Annotated in this window: 21 protein-coding genes; 9 read left to right on the forward strand and 12 right to left on the reverse strand. The window is 61.0% G+C overall.

What is annotated here, in order from left to right:
* The first annotated feature begins 29 nt into the window (after positions 1 to 29).
* Positions 30 to 599, forward strand: coding sequence for a hypothetical protein (locus A0U94_RS00180; RefSeq protein WP_077802047.1), 570 nt, complete (start codon positions 30 to 32; stop codon positions 597 to 599).
* A gap of 6 nt (positions 600 to 605) precedes the next feature.
* Here the strand turns inward: A0U94_RS00180 and A0U94_RS00185 are convergent, their stop codons facing one another.
* On the reverse strand, positions 606 to 1,244 hold the full coding sequence (locus tag A0U94_RS00185) for a cation efflux transmembrane domain-containing protein (protein ID WP_456303945.1): 639 nt from the start codon (positions 1,242 to 1,244) through the stop codon (positions 606 to 608).
* A 115-nt stretch (positions 1,245 to 1,359) separates the two neighbouring features.
* Here A0U94_RS00185 and A0U94_RS00190 point away from each other — a divergent pair, with 115 nt between their 5' ends.
* The gene (locus A0U94_RS00190) at positions 1,360 to 1,809 is read left to right on the forward strand and encodes a MerR family transcriptional regulator (RefSeq protein WP_077802049.1); all 450 of its coding nucleotides are present in this window, start codon (positions 1,360 to 1,362) and stop codon (positions 1,807 to 1,809) included.
* A 41-nt stretch (positions 1,810 to 1,850) separates the two neighbouring features.
* On the opposite strand, the gene A0U94_RS00195 is transcribed toward A0U94_RS00190, so the two are convergent.
* The 5 genes from A0U94_RS00195 to A0U94_RS00215 all read right to left on the reverse strand — a co-directional run bounded on the left by A0U94_RS00195 (position 1,851) and on the right by A0U94_RS00215 (position 7,174).
* A complete protein-coding gene (locus A0U94_RS00195) occupies positions 1,851 to 2,057 on the reverse strand; it encodes a hypothetical protein (RefSeq protein WP_077802050.1) in 207 nt (68 codons plus the stop codon).
* Between the two features lie 107 nt (positions 2,058 to 2,164).
* Positions 2,165 to 2,833 (reverse strand): LexA family transcriptional regulator, encoded by a 669-nt coding sequence (locus A0U94_RS00200; protein WP_062032279.1) that lies wholly within the window; start codon positions 2,831 to 2,833, stop codon positions 2,165 to 2,167.
* A gap of 34 nt (positions 2,834 to 2,867) precedes the next feature.
* Positions 2,868 to 3,635, reverse strand: coding sequence for a glucosamine-6-phosphate deaminase (nagB, locus tag A0U94_RS00205; RefSeq protein WP_077802051.1), 768 nt, complete (start codon positions 3,633 to 3,635; stop codon positions 2,868 to 2,870).
* A complete protein-coding gene (gene nagA, locus A0U94_RS00210) occupies positions 3,632 to 4,738 on the reverse strand; it encodes an N-acetylglucosamine-6-phosphate deacetylase (protein WP_208611684.1) in 1,107 nt (368 codons plus the stop codon). The genes nagB and nagA overlap by 4 nt, the downstream gene beginning before the upstream one ends.
* 51 nt (positions 4,739 to 4,789) lie before the next feature.
* Positions 4,790 to 7,174 carry a TonB-dependent receptor gene (locus tag A0U94_RS00215; RefSeq protein ID WP_077802053.1) on the reverse strand — a complete coding sequence of 795 codons (2,385 nt, stop codon included), beginning with the start codon at positions 7,172 to 7,174 and terminating at the stop codon, positions 4,790 to 4,792.
* A gap of 311 nt (positions 7,175 to 7,485) precedes the next feature.
* Here A0U94_RS00215 and A0U94_RS00220 point away from each other — a divergent pair, with 311 nt between their 5' ends.
* Genes A0U94_RS00220 through A0U94_RS00235 form a run of 4 tightly spaced genes read left to right on the forward strand, consistent with a single transcriptional unit; the run spans position 7,486 to position 11,827 of the window.
* Positions 7,486 to 9,009 carry a sodium:solute symporter gene (locus tag A0U94_RS00220; RefSeq protein ID WP_077803746.1) on the forward strand — a complete coding sequence of 508 codons (1,524 nt, stop codon included), beginning with the start codon at positions 7,486 to 7,488 and terminating at the stop codon, positions 9,007 to 9,009.
* Between the two features lie 4 nt (positions 9,010 to 9,013).
* Entirely contained in the window at positions 9,014 to 9,946 is a 933-nt protein-coding gene (locus A0U94_RS00225; protein ID WP_077802054.1) for an N-acetylmuramic acid 6-phosphate etherase, read from the forward strand.
* 7 nt (positions 9,947 to 9,953) lie between these two features.
* Positions 9,954 to 10,718, forward strand: a complete 765-nt coding sequence (locus A0U94_RS00230) for a GntR family transcriptional regulator (RefSeq protein ID WP_077802055.1) — start codon at positions 9,954 to 9,956, stop codon at positions 10,716 to 10,718.
* Positions 10,718 to 11,827: an anhydro-N-acetylmuramic acid kinase gene (locus A0U94_RS00235; protein ID WP_149026626.1), complete on the forward strand. Its 1,110-nt coding sequence runs from the start codon at positions 10,718 to 10,720 to the stop codon at positions 11,825 to 11,827. The genes A0U94_RS00230 and A0U94_RS00235 overlap by 1 nt, the downstream gene beginning before the upstream one ends.
* A gap of 10 nt (positions 11,828 to 11,837) precedes the next feature.
* On the opposite strand, the gene A0U94_RS00240 is transcribed toward A0U94_RS00235, so the two are convergent.
* Positions 11,838 to 13,271: a sugar porter family MFS transporter gene (locus A0U94_RS00240; RefSeq protein ID WP_077802057.1), complete on the reverse strand. Its 1,434-nt coding sequence runs from the start codon at positions 13,269 to 13,271 to the stop codon at positions 11,838 to 11,840.
* 253 nt (positions 13,272 to 13,524) lie between these two features.
* Complete coding sequence (locus A0U94_RS00245) at positions 13,525 to 14,271, reverse strand: SDR family NAD(P)-dependent oxidoreductase (RefSeq protein ID WP_077802058.1); 747 nt, start codon at positions 14,269 to 14,271, stop codon at positions 13,525 to 13,527.
* A gap of 145 nt (positions 14,272 to 14,416) precedes the next feature.
* On the opposite strand from A0U94_RS00245, the gene A0U94_RS00250 reads away from it, so the two are divergent.
* Together A0U94_RS00250 and A0U94_RS00255 are read left to right on the forward strand one after the other, a co-directional pair.
* Positions 14,417 to 15,040, forward strand: a complete 624-nt coding sequence (locus tag A0U94_RS00250; protein WP_244178029.1) for a TetR/AcrR family transcriptional regulator — start codon at positions 14,417 to 14,419, stop codon at positions 15,038 to 15,040.
* Between the two features lie 54 nt (positions 15,041 to 15,094).
* Positions 15,095 to 15,556, forward strand: a complete 462-nt coding sequence (locus A0U94_RS00255) for a YbaK/EbsC family protein (protein ID WP_062032307.1) — start codon at positions 15,095 to 15,097, stop codon at positions 15,554 to 15,556.
* 18 nt (positions 15,557 to 15,574) lie between these two features.
* Here the strand turns inward: A0U94_RS00255 and A0U94_RS00260 are convergent, their stop codons facing one another.
* Positions 15,575 to 16,180 carry a DUF1826 domain-containing protein gene (locus tag A0U94_RS00260; RefSeq protein WP_077802059.1) on the reverse strand — a complete coding sequence of 202 codons (606 nt, stop codon included), beginning with the start codon at positions 16,178 to 16,180 and terminating at the stop codon, positions 15,575 to 15,577.
* Between the two features lie 92 nt (positions 16,181 to 16,272).
* On the opposite strand from A0U94_RS00260, the gene zigA reads away from it, so the two are divergent.
* Positions 16,273 to 17,475 (forward strand): zinc metallochaperone GTPase ZigA, encoded by a 1,203-nt coding sequence (gene zigA / locus A0U94_RS00265; RefSeq protein WP_077802060.1) that lies wholly within the window; start codon positions 16,273 to 16,275, stop codon positions 17,473 to 17,475.
* On the opposite strand, the gene A0U94_RS00270 is transcribed toward zigA, so the two are convergent.
* The 3 genes from A0U94_RS00270 to A0U94_RS00280 are packed head-to-tail and all read right to left on the reverse strand — an operon-like array spanning position 17,423 to position 21,382.
* Entirely contained in the window at positions 17,423 to 18,082 is a 660-nt protein-coding gene (locus A0U94_RS00270) for a sarcosine oxidase subunit gamma (RefSeq protein WP_077802061.1), read from the reverse strand. The two genes, zigA and A0U94_RS00270, sit on opposite strands and share 53 nt — an antisense overlap.
* Positions 18,075 to 21,122, reverse strand: a complete 3,048-nt coding sequence (locus tag A0U94_RS00275; protein WP_077802062.1) for a sarcosine oxidase subunit alpha family protein — start codon at positions 21,120 to 21,122, stop codon at positions 18,075 to 18,077. Before A0U94_RS00275 ends, A0U94_RS00270 begins: the two co-directional genes overlap by 8 nt.
* Positions 21,119 to 21,382 carry a sarcosine oxidase subunit delta gene (locus tag A0U94_RS00280; protein WP_062032322.1) on the reverse strand — a complete coding sequence of 88 codons (264 nt, stop codon included), beginning with the start codon at positions 21,380 to 21,382 and terminating at the stop codon, positions 21,119 to 21,121. Before A0U94_RS00280 ends, A0U94_RS00275 begins: the two co-directional genes overlap by 4 nt.

The raw sequence follows: 21,382 nt of genomic DNA on the forward strand, positions 1-21,382 counted from the left end.
ATTTTCAGTTTTGCAGGGAAGGGGAAGAAATGGGCTTTGCAGTAACGGCATGGCGATGTGACGATGAACTGGCAGGTCTGTTGCGCGATGGCTTTGATGAAGCCCGCGCCCTGCATTTCACAGACCGCATCGACGTTTTCCCTGAATGTGAGGCAGACATCAGCCGTTCGCGGATGCTGGCGGCCTTCCGGCTGCATCGCGGGCGAAGCCAGCACAAGCCCACCCCCCAGGAGACCGCCGACATCGTCCGGGTCATGAGCGCAGTCATCCCGCAATGGGGCGGAACGCCCCTCGGTCGCGTCGTGCACAACACTCTGGCGGGGGAGGCGTTCAGGGCATTTCTTGCGGCGCTGGGCGCGCGCAACGAGCATTTTTCGGATCTGGAACGGATTCTATACGATCCGATGATTGTAGCCGGCTGGCGGGGCTATCCCTCCGTGGGCCATCTTGGGCGTGAGCAGGTCGCAGCGATGCATAAGGCCCTTCTGCTGTTGAAAAACATGAAGGATGAAGACGAGATCAGTTGGATTTTCGAATTGCGACGCATCTTCGTAGAAGGGGACTGGCAGTGCTGTGGTCTTGCCACTGTCTATGAATGAGAGGGCCTAAAGCATTTTCCCTCTCCGGCCGGAGATGAGCTCCGGGGAAAGTCCTTCCGTTCTGACGCGGCTTCCCTCCGCAAGGGCATGACGTACAATCTGTGTGCCGCCATACAGACCCAGCCCGCCCATGATGAAGGCCACGATGATATCAGGCCACCCTGTGCCGGTGCCGAAGACGCCCAGTGCCGCAAGCAGAACCGCCAGATTGCCGATGGCATCATTGCGCGAGCAGATCCAGACTGAACGCATGTTCGCGTCCCCACTGCGGAAGCGGTACAGCATCAGCGCGACACCCCCATTGGCCAGCAGTGCGAGTGCGCCGATCAGGCCCATGGTGTCGGTATGGGGCAAAGTGCCGGACCTGGCATGCCAGAGCGTATTCCCCAGCACCCAGACCGCAAAGACAAGCATGGTGCCGCCTTTGAGCAGGGCCGCCCGGCTGCGCCATGACAGAGCCATGCCCGTGACGGTGAGGCTGATGGCGTAATTGGCACTGTCTCCAAAAAAGTCGAGGGCATCCGCCTGCAGGGAAGCGGAACCCGCCATGACGCCCGCGACAATCTCGGTCAGGAAAAACCCGCCATTGACGATCAGGGCAATCCACAACGCCCGGCGCCAGCGACGGGCTTCATGACCGGTCAAAGGAGATACGGAACTCGGGCAGCAGGAGTCATGACAGCAGGGCATGGCGACACTCTCGTAAATAACGAAGAGCTCCCCATATCCACCCTGTAGTCACTACAGGGTCAAGAGCTTTATGACGCGGACATATACGATTGGCGAACTCGGACGCCTGACGGAGACGAAGGTTGAAACCGTGCGTTATTATGAACGTGTGGGACTGCTGCCGCATCCGCCCCGAAGCAGCGGCAATTATCGCGTTTACGACGGCGCGCATCTGGGGCGTCTGGGCTTTATCCGTCGGGCGCGTGAGCTTGGCTTTCCGCTGGATCAGGTTCGGGAGCTTCTGGAACTGGCCGGACAGCAGACCCGGTCCTGTGAGCAGGTGGATAAGCTTGTGCAGGCCCATGTCACGGATATCGCGCGCAGGATTTACGATCTGCAGACACTGCAGCAGGAACTGACGCAGCTTCTTGCGCAATGCCAGCATGGCAAGGTCGCGGACTGCCGGATTATCGAGGCACTGCAACCCTATACAGACGCGCAGATGGCCGCAGCCCGTCCGGCGCAATCAAGCAGGCCGTAGGGAGGAATGTTGTGGGCGTAACCACATTGCTGCCTGAAAAATCAATGGGGCCTGCTGTTTACCACGGAGCCAGACATCGTTTCCAGCTGTTTCGTCAGCCTTTCGAGACCCAGAGCCGAAATATTCAAATCAACCAGAAAATCGAACCACTCGTTATTCGTCATTCCGTAGTTGTTGACCTTCCCTCCATTCTCGCTGAGGAGGGTGTATGCTTTCCGGATCGCTGAAATATTGCTTTGTGCCACCATGACTAAATCCTCCAGCCCCACTGCGGGACACGGAAGATTTGTAATTTACGCTTACATTTTAGTCAACCAAAAATGTAAGCAATGACTGATTATGTAAGTGATTCCGCTTACAGCCGTCGGGAAAACCACACAACGCGGCCAAGAATCTGGCACCTGTGGGCTTCCACCTCGTAGGGTTTGAAGCGCTCGTTTTCAGACTTCACCTGAAACGTAGGCGTCTCGGCGCCATGGACGAGCTCAACCCATTTGCAGACCACGCCGTCCCCGTCGAAGAGAACAAAAATCCCCTCCATCGCAACGTTCTTCTTCCGCATATCCACCAGAACCGTGTCCCCACTTCTGAGAAGCGGCTCCATGGACTGGCCTTCGATTTCCACAACACACAGATCGGATGCGGAAGCCCTCAACTCCCGCTGCACAAAGCCGGATTCAAAGAAACGCGGTGGTCCGAACGCATGGTCGTCAATGATTCCGCCGCCTCCAGCGCCAGCCCTGACGTCCAGTGAGCGCACGGGAACATAATCGACCGGCTCGTCTGAACCCGCATCATCAATCAGGTTCGCCGGCAGGTCGGGCAGCTTGACCTTGACGCCTTCCTTCTCGGCAATTTTTTCCGACAGATAATCAATGACTTTCTGCTCATGCTCGCGATTGGGACGCTTGCCCGTCTTCCACTGACTCACGGCCTGACTGGTGATGCCAAACCTCTTTGCGAGATCAATATTGCGGACAGCGCCAATTTTAATGGCGTGCTGGAAGAGCTCTTGGAAAGTCATTCTTACGTTATAGCGTTAAATTCACTTACAATCACTATAAGTTTTCAGTGCTATTTGGTAAGTGACCATTCTGCCGCCAGATCCGGGCCGCTGCCGCATCCAGAATGACTGTTACGTCGTCATGAAGCCGGATGGCCGTGGCACTGACGCCCTCGCTGATCGGACCGTTCAGCGCCTCGTCAACGATCGCCGCCTTGCCGTCGCCAACGGCGACCAGCAGAAGATGGCGCGCTTCCAGGATCGTCCCCACTCCCATCGTCAGGGCGCGTTCCGGCACGCGCTCCGGGTCGTCGCCGAACATGCCGCTGTTCTGCCGCCGCGTCACGTCGTCCAGATGGGCAACCCGTGTCCGGCTGTCGAACGCGGAGGGCGGTTCGTTGAAACCGATATGTCCCGTCTCGCCAATGCCCAGAAGCTGCAACCCGAGGCCACCGGCCGCGCAAATGGCCGCTTCATAACGCGCGCATTCCGCATCCAGATCCACGGCCGAGCCGTCCGGCACATGCCCCTGACCGGCAGGCATATTCACATGCGAAAACAGATGCTCCTGCATGTAATGGCTGTAGGAGTTCGGGTCCGTGGGCGGCAGGCCGACATATTCGTCCAGATTGAACGACGTCGTGCCGGAAAAATCCAGCGTCCCCGCGTCATGCTGCTGCACCAGAATCCGATAGATGCTTTCCATCGTGCGGCCCGTCGCCAGCCCCAGAACGGGCGCCTGAGACCCGCGGATTTCCTCCGCGATCATGTCCGCCGCGCGCTGAAACGCCTGATCTGGCGTGTCCGTGACGATAATTTTCATACCCTGCGCTCTCCATTGACCCAGACTTCGCTGACCTGAAACCTGTCATCAAGAACCGTGAAATCTGCCAGAAGATCCGGCGCAATGGCCCCCCGGTCATGCAGCCCGAGATAGGTGGCGGCATTCGTACTGACCAGACGCGCCGCTTTCGGGAGCGACATCCCGGCGTCGAGGGCATTTCGCAATGCCTGATCCAGCGTCAGCACGCTCCCTGCGAGCGTCCCGTCCGGCAGACGGACCACACCGTCGTGGATCATCACGTCCTGCCCGCCAAGCTGGCTCGGACCATCGGCCTCGCCCGTGCCGCGCATGGCATCTGTCACGAACAGCAGCCGCTGTCCCATCACGCGCTCCGCCAGCCGGAAACTGGCGGGATGAACGTGATGCGTATCGAAGATCATCTCTCCATAAGCCACGTCGCTGCACATCAGCGCCGTCACCGGGCCGGGACGCCGCCCTTCAATGGCCGACATGGCATTGAACAGATGCGTCCCCCCCACGGTTCCACCTGCGGCACAGACCAGACAGATCGCCCGCTCGGCGCCTTTGAAATCCGTGGTGGTATGCCCCAGACTGACCCTGACACCCGCCTGCGCAAAAGTCTTCATGGCCGTCGGTGCGTGTTCAAGCTCCGGCGCGATGGTCACGACACGCACACACCCCGTCGCAACGGCTTCCGCCACACGTTCAGCGGTCGGCTCGATATTGAACGGCGGCTGGGCCCCCAGCTTGTGCGGGCTGACGAACGGCCCTTCCAGATGCGCGCCATGAATGCGCGGCCCATCCTCTACGCCCCGGCGCGAGACTTCCGCCACCGCCCGCAGGGCCGCCATCACGTCCGGCCAGGGCGCGGTGATCGTGGTGGGCAGGATCGTCGTGGTTCCATGGCCCAGATGAAAGCGCGAGAGCTTCTCGATGGCCGCAACCCCGTCCATCGTATCGGCACCGCCGCCGCCATGGACGTGACCGTCAATGAACCCTGGCAGGATATAGCGCTCCGCCACCCCGGACCGAGGCACGATCCCGCGGATATGGCTGTCAAAATCCACCCGCCCCGGGACTACGCGGTCACGCAGGACAATCCTGCCCTCAAGATGCATCATCATCGCTCCTGATTCCAAACCCAGGCGCAGGGTATCCGGTCATGCCCATTCTCAGAAACCGGCCGTCACGGAGACCACGCCCGCAAACCCGCCACCGACATAATAAAGCGGCGTCTGGGCAGCAATGTTCGTCCCATACACGCCTTTGGTGGCCTTGGCATTCCCCACAAGGCTTGACGCGCCGGACAGATACCCGCTGTTGCCGAGATTGATGAGGTTCAGCTGGATCTGGGGGTGCTTTACGAACCGGTAGTTTTTCATGCGATAGCCAAGGGTGACATTCCCCGTGAAATAGGACGGAATTTTCTGGTCATTCATGAAGGTGGCGTATTGCGATCCCACATAATTCAGGTTGAAATTCCCGAAAATCGAACCGTTGTCATAAGCGAGCCCGATCGCCCCGCTGAAGGTCGGCGTATTGACGGCGGTCTTGCCCTTTGTCGGCAGCAGATCGCCCCCAGACGCCAGATTGTTGTCGATCGTGGCGTGCAGATACTGGCCCGACAGATAAGGGCTGAAATGGTGCCAGGGACGCAGGCCAAGCTCCAGTTCCGCACCGCGTGACGTCTGGCCACCCGCATTGATGGAGGCCGTTGTCGCCACACCGTTGAGATAGACGGTGGAGCTGAGCTGGCGGTTCGTCAGATTATAGTTGAACAAGGCAGCGGAAATGTTGACCAGACCCGTATGGCGATACCCGATCTCCTCGCCAATCGAATATTCCGGAGAAAGATTGCTGGCACGGCTATGCGCGATCTTCCCGGTGGAAGTGCTGAAATAATCGGCCATCGTCAGAATGGAGGAGGGCGCCCTGAAGCCTGTCGAGCCATTGATATAGATCTGGTCGTGCGGCGTAATGCGATAGCTCGCGGCAAACTGCGGAAGCGGTTCCGCATAATTGACGGTCGATTTGTAATTCGCCCCCGGGATGAGCTGGGTCGACATGCGCGAGACCATGGCTTCCTTGAAGCCGGCCTCGATGGTCAGACGGTCGTTCAGCGCCTTGAACGTGTCGTTGATGAACAGGGCGTTGGTCTGCTGGACAAAATTGATGTTGTACCGGGACAGCGGAATACCGGCCTGCGTCATGATGGGGTAACGGCCGGTCATGGAAGCGATGTTCCCGTTTCCATCCGCTTCCGCATAATAGGAATGTTCCTGCTGGGTGTAGTAGGAATACCAGTATCCGAAGGACAGCGTATTGTGCTGCGTCTTCCAGTGGATGGCGCTGTTCAGACCCGAATTCCGTTCGGTGAACGTATCAATTGCCGCCCCGATGACGGATGACCCGCTCTGGGAGACCTGAAGCGGACCGGTATTCTGGTTGCCAACATAGCTGTAACCCGTCGGCAGCGTGGTGCCGCCATCTCCATAGCCCCAGAAATAATCATAATAAGGCGTAATGTCGGCCGTCAGAGAGTGGCTGAGGTTCAGATGAACCGGCGCCCCCAGAATCAGTGAATTGCGCTGGTTTTCCTGAAATTTGTAATAGGATGCGCCCCCGCTTTTGAAATTGGCCGCATAATTGGCTTTCGTCCCCAGAGCGTTCCACTGCGCCATCGAGGGCGTCTTCAGATAATATCCCGTTGGACTGTTATAGGAGAGGATGAACGAGGCGCGGTTTCCCTCTCCCCATTCCTTCAGGGCTTTGCCATCCACATGATACCGCGTGGTCCGGCCCGATCCGCGCCAGTTATCGGCCCCTTCATAGGAAAAGGATACGAAGCTGCGGATGCCACTATGGCCAATATCGCCACTGTCGATCCGGGCGAATTCCCGGTTGAGCGCATAGGAACCGTAAGCAAGATTGAGCAGACCCCCGGCCTTGTGGGACGGATCGCGCAGAGTCTCGCTCAGCTGGCCCCCCACGGCATTATAGAGCGGGGCTGAAATATCGGCCGATCCCTGCGAGAGCGACAGGCTCTGGATATTTTCATTGTCAGCGGTCGTTCCGGTGAAAATGAAGAAATTGAGCGGATCGGCCGCAGGAATCCCTTCATAGGTATAGCCCAGCTCGAACTGGTTCAGACCCCGTACGGACAGGCTGACCTGCTGATCGCTGGTGCCCAGAGGGTCTCCGCTTCCCGTCACAACACCCGGAAGGCTGGCGATCATGGTGGTGGGATTGCTGGTCGGGCTCTGCTTTGCGATGTAATCGCGGGTCAGACCACTGCGCGATTTCGGGGCGGTCTGGGGCGGCATCATGCCCCCACCCGGTGTGGCACCCGTCACCCCTGTCGCGCTTTGCAGGTCGGAATGAACGGTAATCTGCTCGGGGTCGGAATGAACAGCCGCCGCTGCCGGAGCCGGCTTTGCGGGCTTTTGCGATTTCGAAGACAGGGCTTTCCGGGGCTGCGTGCTGGCCGCACTGGCAGATGTCGCAGCAAGGGCAATCAACGAGACAGAAACAAGGAAAGACCTACTGAGGTTCTGCATTGCCGTTTCTCCCTGACCTGTCCCCGGAAAATTCCGCGCGAAGGACGGCCGAACTGTTCATGTCATGTACCGGTCGGCACCATTTCTAAGTCCAATCTAATACCGAAAACAAACCTCGTTCAACCTATTTCGAAAACGAATCGTAAAAACGGCCGCTCTGAAACTTTCCAAGAGTCTTGCGGGATCTCTTTCCGCCCGAATGAGCAACCCGTCCATAACGCTCGGCCCACTTGGCAGGCTGCTCCGCAAATCCCGGTATTGATCTGGTATTATATTTCTCCTATATCGAAACGAACAAGGGGACATGCTTCATGCGCTTTGCCGACATCGCCGTAATCTGCGCATATTTCGTTTTGCTCCCCCTCGTGGCGATCACGGTGTCGCGGCGCGGAAAAACATCCGGTGATTTCCTGTCCGCATCGCACGATCTTCCCTGGTGGGCGATCTGCCTTTCGCTCGTGGCGACAGAAACCTCGACACTGACCTTCATCAGCATTCCCGGCATTGGCCATACGACGGGAATGGTCTTTCTCGGCCTTGCCGGGGGATATCTGATCGGCCGGCTGATCGTGGCGATCTGGTTTCTGCCGCTCTACGCCCAGGGCCAGATCAGGAGTGCGTATCAGTATCTGGGCGAGCGTTTCGGTCCGGGACTGCAATGTGCTGCCTCTGGCGCTTTTCTCGTCACGCGGCTTCTGGCCGAAGGGGTCCGCCTCTCCGCAGGGCTCCTGCCGCTGACATGGATGCTGGAACACAATGGAATATCCATAAACCATCTGGCTGTTCTGGGTCTCATCATGGCTTTTACGCTGGCCTATACGGTTCTGGGCGGTCTGCGGGCGGTTGTGTGGTCCGACACCATACAGCTCTGCATTTATCTCTTCGGCGCCGCCGCATGCGCCGGTCTGCTGATGCACGGTCTCCCATCCGATGGCTGGACACAGGCATGGGCCGCCGGGAAAATGGCCCCTTTCCACGCCCTGCATGTCAGCACGCTGCTGTCCGATCCTTTCACACCCCTCGCGGCCCTGGTCGGAGGCGCCATTCTTTCAGTCGCGTCCCACGGCTCGGATCAGCTCATGGTCCAGCGTCTGCTGGCGGCCAGAACCCTCCGGGATGCCCGCTACGCGCTCGTTGGCAGTGCCTTTGTGGTGGCGTTTCTGTTCGGGCTGCTGTCCCTTGTCGGCGTGCAGCTCTGGATCACGCATCACGGCCAGTCCCTGACAGAACTCGGATTGCACTCGCCCGACGAACTGTTCCCAAGTTACATTGTCTCAGGATTACCCGCCGGACTGGGCGGCCTGCTGCTCGCAGGCGTTTTGAGCGCCACGATGGGCTCCCTGTCTTCCACTCTCAATGCCATGGCCGGCGCGTCCCTGACGGATTTCGGGCCTCTGCCGGAACGTCTCCTCAAACGCTGGGGACGCTTCTGCGGATTCCGGGAAAGCCCGTTGTTTGCCCCCCGTCTTACGACGCTGCTGTGGAGCATCGCGCTCGTTCTGGTTGCCCTCTGGTTTGCACAGGGCGAGCAGTCCGCCGTGATTCTGGGCCTGACGATCGCAGGGTGGTCCTATGGCCCGACTCTCGGGGCTTTCCTCTTTGGCATGTTGTACCCTGATGCCCGGCCGCGGGATGCCCTGACGGGTTTTCTGGTCTCGCTGGCGGCCATGGCAGCCATCATGAAATTCCTCCAGTATTCCGGCTATCACATCGCTTTTCCCTGGCTCGTTCCTCTGGGTATCGCAGGAATGCTGATGGCGGCCCGTTTTTCCATGCTGTTGACAGGCGCGCGCCGAGAGAACCGCCAGTCGGCTTATGACGCCCGAAAGGATTGAGGCCATGAGTGCCAAGAACACGCCCCTCACGTCTTCAGTTGCGCCGGGCGGGACCGAGCAGCAGGACCCGCGCTATGGTGACATCGACCTGTGGCCGGTGACATCGGTTCTGGACTCTCTGGCGGAAGCCCAGATGACCGCAACCGCCGTCGCCCGGGCCGCGGTTCCGCAGATGAACGATGTCGTCACGGCTGCCCTCCCGCGTCTGCGGGCCGGAGGGCGGCTGTTTTATGTGGGCGCCGGAACGTCCGGCCGCGTAGGGCTTCAGGATGGCGTGGAACTCACACCCACCTTCGGCTGGCCGTCCGAACGCCTCATCCTGATGCTGGCGGGAGGCACCACGGCCCTGTTCGAAGCCGTGGAAGGCGCCGAGGACCGCGAAGAGACCGCAAGCCGGGAAATCCTGTCTCACAACCCCGGCCCGAATGACGTGGTGTTCGGCATCGCGGCCAGTGGCGCCACGCCCTATACCTGCGCCGCCATTGCGGCCGCGCGAAACGCAGGCGCCCTGACCGTCGGAATCAGTTGCAACGGGGAGGGCCGTCTGCTCAGGGAAGCGGAACTGGGCATTGCCATCGTCACGGGCGCGGAAGTCATTGCAGGCTCCACCCGGCTCAAGGCAGGCACAGCCCAGAAAGCCGTCCTGAACATGCTGTCCACAACCCTGATGATCAAACTCGGACATGGCTATCGCGGCCAGATGGTGGATATGCGCGTCGTCAATGCCAAACTCGAAAAGCGTGCCGCCCGCATGGTGCAGGATCTGGCCGGAGGCACCCCCGAAGAAATCGAGGCCGCCCTTCAGGCCAGCAGCCAGAACGTCAAACGCGCCATTCTCATCCGCTCCGGACTGACGCTGGAAGACGCGGAAACCGCCCTGACCCAATACGCAGGCGATCTGCGCGCCGTCATGGCCGCACAAGCAGACCGGGGCTGAGGTTTTTATGGACGTGAAGCCCACGGAAAATATTTTTGCCGCCCTCACACCGGATGAGAGTGACCGCAAACCCCTGTATCTGCAACTGGCTGAACGCCTGCGCGAACTCATCAACGGGGGAACCCTGCGCGGCGGCGACGCCGTCCCGCCGGAGCGTGAACTGGCCGCGCTGACAGGCGTCTCCCGTGTGACGGTCCGCAAATCGCTCGAACAGCTGGTGACGGCTGGCCTCCTGACCCAGCGCCCCGGCGCAGGAACATTCGTCTCCCGCAGGATCCAGCAGCCGCTTTCGGTCCTGATGGGGTTTTCTGACGACATGCGGGCCCGCGGCTACGAACCGGCATCAATCTGGCTGGACAAGCGCGCCGCAGGCGCCAGCCCGGACGAAGCTATGGCGCTGGGCATCGCTCCGGCCGCCCCGGTCCTGCGCCTGAAACGGATCCGGACCGCGGACGGCGAGCCCATGGCCATCGAAACAGCCGTCATCTCACGTCGGGATCTGGCCTCTCCGGAACTGGTCGGGGAATCGTTTTACGCGGCCCTGAAAGCGCACGGCCTGTTGCCCGTCAGGGCACTTCAGCGGATCCGGGCGCGCATGGCCACACTCCACGAATCCGAACTGCTCCATATCAGCCACCCCACGGCCATTCTTGAAATCGAACGGCGCTCCTTCCTTCCTGACGGGCGCGTCCTTGAGGTCACATTCTCCTGCTATCGCGCCGACCTCTATGATTTCGTCGTGGAACTGCAAACCTCCGAGGAGCACGACTGATGCGATGCCTGACCGCAATAGGCCTGATGAGCGGCACATCGCTGGATGGCGTGGACGCAGCCCTCGTCCGGACGGACGGTGAGAAGATTGTCTCGCATGGCCCCGGCCTCAGCCTGACATATTCGCCGGAACTGCGCGCCCGCGCCCGCGATCTGCTGTCGCGCGCCGCAACGCTGAGCCCCGAAGATCCCGAACTGCGCAGTGTGGAGCGGGACCTCACCCTGCGTCACATCGAGGCCGTCCAGATCCTGCGCCAGAAGACAGACACCGTCGATCTGATCGGCTTTCATGGACAGACCATCCTGCACGCCCCCGAACGCCGCCTGACCTGGCAGATCGGCGACGCCGCCCTGCTGTCGCGTGAAACCGGCCTTCCGGTCATTCATGATTTTCGCAGCGCAGATGTCGCTGCCGGTGGGGAAGGGGCCCCTCTGGCGCCGTGGTATCACGCCGCCCTGCTGCGGGAACATGAAGGCCCGGTTGCGATCCTCAATATTGGCGGGGTTGCGAATGTGACGCTGGTGGAGGCGGACGGAAGCATCCATGCCTGCGATACCGGCCCGGGAAACGCCCTGCTGGATGACTGGGCCTTTCTCCATACCGGCACCGCCTGCGATGTGGACGGCGCACTGGCCCGCTCGGGATCGGTTCACGAAGACATTCTTGAGCCTCTGCTGGCAGATCCCTATTTTTCCCGACCGGCCCCCAAATCGCTGGACCGGCTGACCTTCCAGCGCGCCATGACTGCGGTCAGTGCGCTGTCACCGCAGGACGGTGCCGCAACGCTTGTCGCCTTTACGGTCGAGGCCATCCGGCGCACACCGCTGCCACGCCCTCCGGCAGCCTGGTATGTGTGCGGAGGCGGTCGCCACAACCCGGCCCTCATGGAAGAGCTTGAGCGCGCTTTGCCGGCGCCCGTGATGCCGGTCGAAAAACTCGGCTGGAATGGCGATGATCTGGAGGCGGAATGTTTCGGATTTCTGGCCGTACGGGCCCTGCGAAAACTGCCACTCTCCGCCCCGACCATCACCGGCGCCCCCTCCTGCCTGACCGGCGGACGCCTGACATGCAGCGGCCTGGTCCCTCCGGCCTTGTGGTCAGAGGGGTAGGCCGCATCCGTCATGGGCTGCTTGGAAGTGTTGCAGGGCTGACGTTTCCGGAGTCATCCGGGGAGAGATGATCTTTGAGATGCGTCTCCAGCTTCTCCAGCGACAGGCCCTTCGTTTCCGGAAGAAACCGCGCCACGAAACACAGGGAGAAGACGTTGATCGTCGCGAAGACAAAAAACGTGCCCGGTCCGATCGCATGCAGGAAAACGGGGAAAAGAAAGGCGACTGTAGCGTTAAAGATCCACTGCGATGAGACTGACAGACCCGTCAGAACCCCACGGGCGCGCATTGGAAAAAGCTCGGACATCAGCAGCCAGTACAGCGGAGAAACCATCATCTGGATGAAGAGCAGGGCCAGAAGGATGAAACCCAGAGCCGCATAGCTTTCCACGGCCGTTCCCTTGAGAAACAGCAGCGTTGCTCCAAGCCCCAGATGCGCCAGAACCACACCGCACAGCCCACCCAGAAGCGTGACGCGTCGCGGGAAGCGCCCGATCATCCAGATACCCGCAAAGGTCGCCCCGACGGCAACAAGACCATCGCCAATCGTCGCGATCAGCGCCGCCTCGGTTCCAAGCCCCGTCTGGCGCAGGATGATGGGCGTAAAATACATGAAAGCATTGACGCCGGTGAACTGGGCCGTAAATCCAAGCCCCACCCCCAGCATCAGCAGACGCCGGATCCAGACTTCCCCGAATGCCTGACGCCAGCCAATCTGTTCCGCATCGTCGTCCACGGCCGTGTAGATCGCCCGCATCTCGTGACGGACCTGACGGTCGGTGGAGCGGATGAGTTCCAGCACATGCTTCGCTTCGTCCGTCCGGCCCTGACTCGCCAGCCAGCGCGGAGAGCGCGGAACGAAAAACAGGCCCACCCCCAGAAGGATGGCCGGAACCGCGGCAATCATCAGCATGGTGCGCCAGATGGACGGTGATTCCGAAAAATGCGCCAGTCCGGCATTGAGCGTGTAAGCGACGAGCTGTCCCGTCACGATCATCATTTCGTTCTGGCTGACCAGTCGCCCCCTGCGTCCGGAGGGCGCCATTTCGGAAATGAACATGGGCACAAGCGCGGACGCTCCGCCCACGGCAAAACCCAGCACGGCCCGCATGGCCACCATCACCGCAACGGACGGTGCCTGCGCCGTGCCGATCGCCCCGATGACGAACACGACCGACAGCGCCATCAGACTGTCCCGTCGTCCGAACCGATCCGCCATCATCCCGCAGATCAGCGAGCCGAAAGCCGCCCCCAGAACCAGCGCGGATGTCACCAGTCCTTCCGTCAGAGGCGTAAGCCCCAGCCCGCCCTTCGCGACCGGAAGCTGCATGAACGGCAGCGCTCCGGCAATGACGCCCGTGTCATATCCGAAGGCCAGCGCTCCCATCGTGACGACCACCACGATTTTCGTGATCAGCCTGTCCGCCTCGCTGCGTTGTCTCATCCCTCTTGCGGCAGTCCTTCGACTGCGTTCCCTGAAAAAACAGTGCACCCCACTGCGCACCGGGTTCTGCAACCTGAGCGGTAAACATCCCGCTTGTGCTTCGGGTTCCGTCGTTTCCAAGGAATAGTTTCCGGTTCTGTGTGTATAAAAACCGGAAGGATAAATAATTCTCTGTCGCCAGCAGGTCTCGTACGGCAGGGGAGGCAAGCAAAAAAAATGACCCGGCAGAACTCCGCCGGGTCAATATCGGACCTTACCGCAGGCCGCCGGACGCGATGAGTGTCTCGCCAGTCAGCCAGCGGGCTTCGTCGGAGGCAAGGAACACGGCAAGCGGGGCAATGTCCTGCACCTGGCCACTGCGTCCCAGGGGAGTCTGTGAAACAATAAACTGTTCCGCCTCAGAACCAACGACATTGGCCGCTTTGGTTCCTTCCGTTTCGACCAGACCCGGATTGATGGCATTGACCCGGATATTTCGTGGGCCGAGTTCGCGCGCAAGGGAGCCGGTTATGGCATCCACCGCACCCTTCGTTCCCGTATAGACGGCCAGATCGGGCGGCGTAATGCGCGAGACGACAGAACTGATGTTGATGACACTTCCGCCATCCCCCAGATGCTTTACCGCGGCCTGCGTGGTCAGGAGCGTGCCCAGAACGTTGATATTAAAGAGCCGGTGGAAATGCTCTTCGGTGATCTGGTCGATCGACGCAAATTCGTAAACACCGGAATTGTTCACAAGAATATCCAGCCTGCCGAACTGGCTGATTGCCGTCTCCACAATCGCCTGCGCATCCGCCTTGCGCGAGACATCGCCCTGCACGGAAACCGCCTTTCCACCGCTGCCCGTAATGGCGGCAACAACGGCGTCCGCCCCGGATTTGCTGGATGCGTAATTGACGACGACCGCCGCGCCTTCTTCGGCGAGCGCCTTGGCGATACCCGCGCCAATGCCCTTGGATGCGCCGGTCACGATTGCCACTTTTCCGGAAAGTCTGCTCATGGAGATGTGCCTGTCTGTAAGGGCTGGAACGCCTGCGCGCTTCACATGCCCGGTTTGTTAAAACCAGAGGATTTAAATGTGGAGTGATCGCTCCAACATAAGGCATATGAGGCTTGGATTTCCGGTTTCAAGGATTTATGGAGCGATGACACCAAAAAAAGAACCCGGCGAGCGGAGGGGGCGGGGCCGCCCTCAGTCCTTTGACCGTCAGAAAGCCCTGTGCGCCGCCATGCGCCTGTTCTGGGACCGTGGCTATGAAGGCACGAGCTTCGACGACCTGATCGCGGCCATGCAGATCAGCGCCTCCAGCTTCTACAACGCCTTCGGCAGCAAGGAGGCGCTGTATCACGAGGTGATCGAGACCTATCTGAGCGTTGCAGGCGGCTGGTTCCTCTCCATTCTGCGTGAAGACGCCGATACGCGTACGGTCTTTCGGGATTTGACGACCGCCGCCGCCGTGGAATTCACGCGCCCCGACCGGCCAGCAGGCTGCATGATCTCGGTCGCGGCGACGCAGTGCTCGCCGCACCAGACCCGCCTGCGCGACCTTCTGACCAGTCAGCGGACCCAGGCCGAAGACGCCATGGCCAGCCGTCTGCGAAAAGGGCAGGACGTGGGAGACCTGCCAGCCGATACCGATATCGAAGCTCTGGCGGCCTTCTACGGCTCCCTGCTGCGTGGCATGGCGGTTCAGGCCCGTGACGGCGCTTCCCGGGAGCGTCTGCTCGAAATCGCCCGGATCGGCATGCAGGCCTGGCCCGTGACGTGAAATCCGCCTGAAACCGGATTACAAACGGTCTTCCCGCATCATGAGGAGCAAGAGATGAGCCGCAGTTCCGTGCAGGCGTTTTTTGAGGCAAACGCACCCGATATCCAGCCCGTCGTACTGGAAGACAGCACCGCGACGGTGGCGGAAGCCGCTCAGACCCTCGGAGTGCAGGAAGGACAGATTGCCAAGACGCTGGCGCTGAAAGTGGGCGAGGAACGGATTCTGGTCGTCATGGCCGGGACGGGGCGTCTGGATAACCGCAAGACGAAAGACACGTTCGGAAACCGGCCGCGTATGCTGCCCGCGGACGAGGTGCTGCAACTGACAAGCCATCCGGTCGGGGGCGTCTGTCCTTTCGGCCTGCCGCAGCCGGTCCGCGTGTTCTGCGACATCTCCCTGCGGGCCTTCGATAACGTCTGGCCCGCCGCAGGCGACAGGAACAGTTCCGTCTGCCTGACACCGGACCGTCTGGCAGAACTCGTCAGCGCGGAATGGGTCGATGTCACCCAGACATAAGAACGCTTCTTATCAGCCTCAGGCAACCATATCGAACGCGGCATCCCCACAGGCATTCGCTTCGTCGATTGTCAGAAGCAGCCGGACACGCTCCGGCACCGGTCGACATAAGAGAGGGGGCGAGCGATGGAGAATTTTTTCCGCCTCGTCCCAGCCCGGAAAATGCTTTCCCTTCAGGAAAACAACAGCACCTGTCGGAGCCTCCTGCACAGTCTGCCCCTCGTCAGCAGTCCACTGAACGCCCGGCCCGACATAAGCGCGAAGCAGCCGCAGATCCACACAGTCCACGTGGAATTTCCGGCAACTGTCCGTGGTGATTTTCTCCAGCCGGACACGCAGGTTCCGGTGTCCGGACACCGCGCTGTAAACTTCCGCAAGCTCAAGCATGTCCGGAATCAAAAGCCGCGCAGACTCCGGGCAATGCGGAGTAAGCTGTGCGGCCATTTCCGACAGAGCCCCCTTTGCCATGAGCAGACGCGGCCCCGTCACAAGATAGGCTGACGCTGCCGCCCTCAGGCCTGGTGACACGTCCATCCGGTGCATCTCAAGGCTGCGATGCGCAGACAGGATGCCACCGAACGGCAACTGGCGCTCCAGACGGCGGCGTGTCGGACAGACAGACATCGCAGACAATTTCCCTTATCATTGATATGTTATATCATATCAAATAATGAGGGCGGATCAACCCGCTGCAACGTCCCAAGGATCTCCTCTACATGTCGGATACCCGATTGCCCGTGACTGTCCTTTCCGGTTTTCTGGGGGCCGGCAAGACAACGCTTCTCAATCATGTCCTCAATAACCGTGCAGGGCTGAAAGTTGCCGTCATCGTCAATGACATGAGCGATGTGAATATTGATGCGGATCTCGTTCGCAATGGGGGCAGCAACCTCTCGCGAACAGACGAAAAACTGGTCGAAATGACCAACGGATGCATCTGCTGCACCCTGCGCGACGACCTTCTGACGGAAGTGGACCGGCTGGCGCAGGAAAAGCGGTTTGATTATCTCCTGATCGAGTCCACTGGCATTGCCGAGCCTCTCCCTGTGGCCGCAACCTTCGAATTCCGCGACGAGGACGGGCGCAGCCTGAGCGACATCGCGCGCCTCGATACGATGGTGACGGTCGTGGATGCAGTGAACCTGCTCCGGGACTATGGCTCGACCGATTTTCTGCGGGACAGGGGTGAAGTAGCGGGAGAGGACGACGAACGCGCGCTCGTGGATCTCTTCGTCGATCAGATCGAGTTTGCGGATGTCATCATCCTCAACAAGATGGATACGGCCTCGCCTGAACAGGCAGAGGCGGCCCGACTGATCATCCGCTCCCTGAACGCAGATGCGAAGCTCATCGAAACACGCCAGAGCCAGGTTGCGCCGGACCAGATCCTGAATACGGGTCTTTTCGACTTCGACCGCGCGCACCAGCACCCGACCTGGTTCCGGGAACTGCACGGTCATGCCGAACATCGCCCCGAGACTGAGGAATATGGCATCACCAGTTTCGTCTACCGGGCCAAACGCCCCTTCAATCCGGAAGCTTTCGCCGCTTTCATCGAACAGTCATGGGAGGGTGTCGTCCGGGTCAAAGGCTATTTCTGGCTCGCAACACGACCGGACTGGGTTGGCGACCTGAGCATCGCAGGCGCTCTGGCCCGCCATCAGGCTGCCGGACGCTGGTGGGCCAGCGTTCCCCATCAGAACTGGCCGGACGACGCGGCATGGCGCGCCACACTCGCAGGCTACTGGGACGACATTTACGGAGACCGCCGTCAGGAACTCGTCTTCATAGGCGCCGGAATGGACGAAGCGGGCATCCGCGCGGCTCTGGACGACTGCCTTGTCCCGCCCTCACAGGACGAGGTGTTCATGCCCTGGCATTACGATCATCTCGCGGATCCATTTCCCCACTGGGAATAAAGTAATCCCTTTTGTCTGCACGGCTGCAGACAGGGTCAGAACCCGGAATCCCGCCCTTCATGGCGATATGAATATCGTCGAACAGGCTCTGCGCGAGACTCCGGGGCACCAGAAATTCGTATTCCAGCAACGCCTCCCGGCAGGTCAGAATGACCGGGATGTGCCCTGCAAGCGTCAGGGCAACGTAACTTTTGCCGAAAGCGGACGCCCGAAGATCCACGGGCACGAGCTTTGCCGCAATGGCCGCCGCACCAGGGCCACACAGGGAGAATCTGACCCGACTGTCGCTCTGATCCGTGACTGCTGCCCGGCCTTCACAAAGCGCCACCAGTCGCGCCTCCAGCATCCCGCCTTCCGGTCCGCGACAGAACCACTGACTGTGTCCCGCCCTGAAAACAGCATAGCCTTCCGGACTGTCCTGTTCCTGAAAACCGCTGGACAGACTGACGCCCAAAGCGGCTTTTACCGTGGCACTCACGGCGTCAGCCTGCCCCCGAAAAGGGCCGATACTGACCAGATCCTTCTGCGGCAGGAGGGCAAGACCCAGATCGCCAATCGTAACGCGCGCCTGTTTCACCGGAGACGCCGGGCGTAAAATGTCAGCCATGAAGGCGCTCTCCCTGCGGATCGACAAAAACGGGTGAAACGACAACGGCCTCCGTCACCGTTCCGGCAAGCGGGTTATGAACCGCCACAACGTCCCCCAGACGGGCCGGACCGTTCTGCAGAAAGCCGAGCCCAATCCACGCCCCCACGGTTGGCGACCACGCCGAAGAGGCAATCCACCCCTGATCGGAAGCCGCCGTCGCGGCTGCCCCTCTCGGCAGGAGATGCGCCCCGCAAACCAGTGGCGCATCCGCCCGCAGCGGCTTCAACCCGACCAATGTGGGACGCGCAGGATCGCGCAGCGCCGCACGGTCCGCCATACGTCGTCCGATGAAATCCTTTCTGCCGGACAGCAGACGCCCCATTCCCAGATCATGCGCCGTGGTCTGTCCGTTCAGTTCCGCACCAGCCGGATGACCCTTTTCAATCCGCATCACCCCCAGGGCTTCCGTGCCGTAAGGAGCAATTCCATAAGGCGCGCCTGCCTGCATCAGCCTGCGCGCCAGAGCATCTCCATACCGGGCGGGAACAGCGATTTCGTAAGCCAGCTCGCCGGAAAATGACAGCCGGAACAGACGCGCGCGCAAGCCTCCGCAAACTGTCACGTCCGCAGCCGCCATGAAGCCGAAAGCCGCGTTGGAAAGGTCAAAGTCCGGATCCACGATCTGTCTCATCACATCGCGGGAGTTTGGCCCCGCAACCGCGATCTGCGCCCATTCATCCGTGACGGAGATGAACTGGACATCCAGCTCTGGCCAGAGACACTGATGGCAGAATTCCAGATGCTGCATGACACTGGCGGCCTTTGCGGTCGTCGTGGTCATGACATAGTGGTTTTCGCCCAGCCGCGCCGTTGTCCCGTCATCGAACACAAAGCCGTCCTCGCGCAGCATCAGCCCGTAGCGCGCGCGCCCGACCGGCAGCTTCTGCCAGCCATTGACGTACAGACGGTCCAGAAAGACCCGGACATCCGGCCCCTGAAGGTCGATTTTCCCCAGCGTGCTCACGTCGCAGAACCCGACCCTGTTCCGGACCGTCTCCACTTCGCGATTGACCGTCTCAAGCCAGTGCGTTTCTCCCGGTCGCGGATACCACTGCGCGCGGAGCCACAACCCGTTTTCCGCAAACGCGGCGCCGTGTTCTTCCGCCCAGCGATGGGTTGGCGGAAGGCGGAAGGGTCTGAAATGCCTACCACGATGCGCGCCCGCCAGCGCGCCGAGCGCCACGGGCTGCACGGGCGGGCGGATCAGCGTCGTCCCGGTTTCCGAAATGCTTCGCCCGGTGATGTCCGCCAGCATGGCGAGGGCATTCACATTCGCCGTTTTGCCCTGATCGGTGGCCATGCCAAGCGTCGTATAGCGTTTGAGATGCTCGACCGACTGAAAGCCTTCCTGCGCGGCCAGCCGGATGTCCCTGGCCGTGACGTCGTTCTGGAAATCAACAAACGCCTTCCCCGCGCTCGGCAGGTTTCCCGTCCCCGGCCCCTGCCAGACAGGGGTGATGTCATAAGCCGCATCGTTCACATCCGGCAGACGCATCTTCCCGCTCCCGTCCGCCCCGGAGACTGCCCCGGAGACCCCCCCGGACGCCAGATATCCGGCGCGCAGCCCGCTCTCAAACGCCCCCCGGTCCGTCATCACGCCTGCCGCAACTCCCACCACATGCAGATCACTCCCGCCGACCCCCTGAGCGGGAACAAACGCAGCAAGATCGTCCCGGTAGACGGGTCGCGCGCCCTGATGGGTCGTCAGGGCAATATCGGGCGACCATCCGCCGGAAACGGCAATCAGATCGCAGCCTACCCGGTGTTCCTTGCCGTGAGCGTCCCGGATGACCGCCGCCGTCACACCCAGCCTCCCGAATGTATTGGCGATCGTTGCACCCGAAAAAAGCACTGTCCCGGTCTGGCGCGCCAGATCCTGCGCGGCCGTGGACGTCCCGGCTTCCACAATGGCCACGACCCGCACGCCCGCATGATGCAGATCGGCAACTGTCCGCAGACCGTCACTGTTATTGGTGTAAACGACGGCCCGATGACCCGGAATTACACCAAAGCGATGGAGATAGGTCCGCACACTTGCCGCGAGCATGATGCCAGGGCGGTCATTGTTCGGAAAAACGATCGGCCGCTCGATCCCTCCCGTCGCGACCACGCAGTGCTCCGCCACCACGCGCCACATCCGCTGGCGCGGCTGCCCCTCCCGCGGCGCGGGCAGATGGTCGGAGACCCGCTCCAGCACGCCATATGTTCCCCCGTCATACCGTGCAAAAACACAGCTCCGGGTCATGATCCGCACATTGGTCATGCCCGCGAGACGTCTGTGCGCATCCTGCGCCCACATCCAGCCGGGACGCCCGTCAATCAGGGTGCGCTCCCCGCGCAGACGGCCGCCTGGAAGAGCATCCTGTTCACAGAGAATGACCTGAACGCCACTTTCCGCCGCAGCCAGCGCAGCAGACAGGCCCGCAGGCCCGGCCCCCACAACCAGCACATCGCAGAATGCCGTGATCTTCTCATACCGGTCGGGATCAGCCGCGTCCGCCGCCCGCCCAAGCCCGGCCGCACGACGGATCAGCGGCTCGTAAACCTTTTCCCAGAACGATGCGGGCCACATGAACGTCTTGTAGTAAAACCCCGCCGTGAAAACGGGCGAAAAAAAACCGTTTATCCCCAGAACATCCAGCGCCAGACCGGGCCAGCGGTTCTGGCTGGAGGCGATCAGCCCGTCAAAAATTTCTGCTACGGTTGCGCGCGTATTGGGTTCGCGCGCCGCACCCTGCCGCAACTCGACAAGAGCATTGGGCTCTTCCGGCCCGGCGCTGAGCAGCCCTCGCGGGCGATGATATTTGAACGACCGGCCCAGCAGACGCACGCCATTGGCCAGAAGGGCAGAGGCCAGCGTATCGCCCGGATGGCCCAGATAGGATTTTCCATCAAACGTAAACCTGATCTGCCGCCCCGTCTCGAGACCGTTACCCGCGCCATGACGGAACGTCCGGCGTGCCTTTCGGCCCCGCCCCGCAACCCGCAACCCGCTCATGGCGTCTCCTCCCGGCAAACCGCACGCACATTGTGAACGACATGGGTAAGGGTATCGCGCTCCACCACGAGCCAGGCCCGGCAGCCAGCGCCATGATACCAGAGCTCCCGATGCGCTCCGCAGGGATTGTCCCGCAGATATACATAGGCAACCCAGTCCTCCTCCGGCGCCTCCAGCGCGGGCCTTTGGACCGTCGCATCCCCGCGATAGGAAAATTCTTCCAGACCGCGCGAACCGCAATGCGGGCAGGTCAGTCTCAT

The organism is Gluconobacter albidus, assembly GCF_002005485.1.
GTDB lineage: Bacteria > Pseudomonadota > Alphaproteobacteria > Acetobacterales > Acetobacteraceae > Gluconobacter > Gluconobacter albidus.

What these genes read in the sequence shown, in the direction of transcription:
- A0U94_RS00190 (WP_077802049.1), top strand. Translation starts at nt 1,360, where the DNA reads ATGACGCGGACATATACGATTGGCGAACTCGGACGCCTGACGGAGACG.
- A0U94_RS00275 (WP_077802062.1), bottom strand. Translation starts at nt 21,122, where the DNA reads ATGAGCGGGTTGCGGGTTGCGGGGCGGGGCCGAAAGGCACGCCGGACG.
- A0U94_RS00270 (WP_077802061.1), bottom strand. Translation starts at nt 18,082, where the DNA reads ATGGCTGACATTTTACGCCCGGCGTCTCCGGTGAAACAGGCGCGCGTT.
- A0U94_RS00280 (WP_062032322.1), bottom strand. Translation starts at nt 21,382, where the DNA reads ATGAGACTGACCTGCCCGCATTGCGGTTCGCGCGGTCTGGAAGAATTT.
- A0U94_RS00245 (WP_077802058.1), bottom strand. Translation starts at nt 14,271, where the DNA reads ATGAGCAGACTTTCCGGAAAAGTGGCAATCGTGACCGGCGCATCCAAG.
- A0U94_RS00260 (WP_077802059.1), bottom strand. Translation starts at nt 16,180, where the DNA reads ATGTCTGTCTGTCCGACACGCCGCCGTCTGGAGCGCCAGTTGCCGTTC.
- A0U94_RS00215 (WP_077802053.1), bottom strand. Translation starts at nt 7,174, where the DNA reads ATGCAGAACCTCAGTAGGTCTTTCCTTGTTTCTGTCTCGTTGATTGCC.
- A0U94_RS00200 (WP_062032279.1), bottom strand. Translation starts at nt 2,833, where the DNA reads ATGACTTTCCAAGAGCTCTTCCAGCACGCCATTAAAATTGGCGCTGTC.
- A0U94_RS00180 (WP_077802047.1), top strand. Translation starts at nt 30, where the DNA reads ATGGGCTTTGCAGTAACGGCATGGCGATGTGACGATGAACTGGCAGGT.
- A0U94_RS00220 (WP_077803746.1), top strand. Translation starts at nt 7,486, where the DNA reads ATGCGCTTTGCCGACATCGCCGTAATCTGCGCATATTTCGTTTTGCTC.
- A0U94_RS00255 (WP_062032307.1), top strand. Translation starts at nt 15,095, where the DNA reads ATGAGCCGCAGTTCCGTGCAGGCGTTTTTTGAGGCAAACGCACCCGAT.
- A0U94_RS00225 (WP_077802054.1), top strand. Translation starts at nt 9,014, where the DNA reads ATGAGTGCCAAGAACACGCCCCTCACGTCTTCAGTTGCGCCGGGCGGG.
- A0U94_RS00230 (WP_077802055.1), top strand. Translation starts at nt 9,954, where the DNA reads ATGGACGTGAAGCCCACGGAAAATATTTTTGCCGCCCTCACACCGGAT.
- nagA (WP_208611684.1), bottom strand. Translation starts at nt 4,738, where the DNA reads ATGATGCATCTTGAGGGCAGGATTGTCCTGCGTGACCGCGTAGTCCCG.
- nagB (WP_077802051.1), bottom strand. Translation starts at nt 3,635, where the DNA reads ATGAAAATTATCGTCACGGACACGCCAGATCAGGCGTTTCAGCGCGCG.
- zigA (WP_077802060.1), top strand. Translation starts at nt 16,273, where the DNA reads ATGTCGGATACCCGATTGCCCGTGACTGTCCTTTCCGGTTTTCTGGGG.
- A0U94_RS00235 (WP_149026626.1), top strand. Translation starts at nt 10,718, where the DNA reads ATGCGATGCCTGACCGCAATAGGCCTGATGAGCGGCACATCGCTGGAT.
- A0U94_RS00240 (WP_077802057.1), bottom strand. Translation starts at nt 13,271, where the DNA reads ATGAGACAACGCAGCGAGGCGGACAGGCTGATCACGAAAATCGTGGTG.
- A0U94_RS00195 (WP_077802050.1), bottom strand. Translation starts at nt 2,057, where the DNA reads ATGGTGGCACAAAGCAATATTTCAGCGATCCGGAAAGCATACACCCTC.
- A0U94_RS00250 (WP_244178029.1), top strand. Translation starts at nt 14,417, where the DNA reads ATGACACCAAAAAAAGAACCCGGCGAGCGGAGGGGGCGGGGCCGCCCT.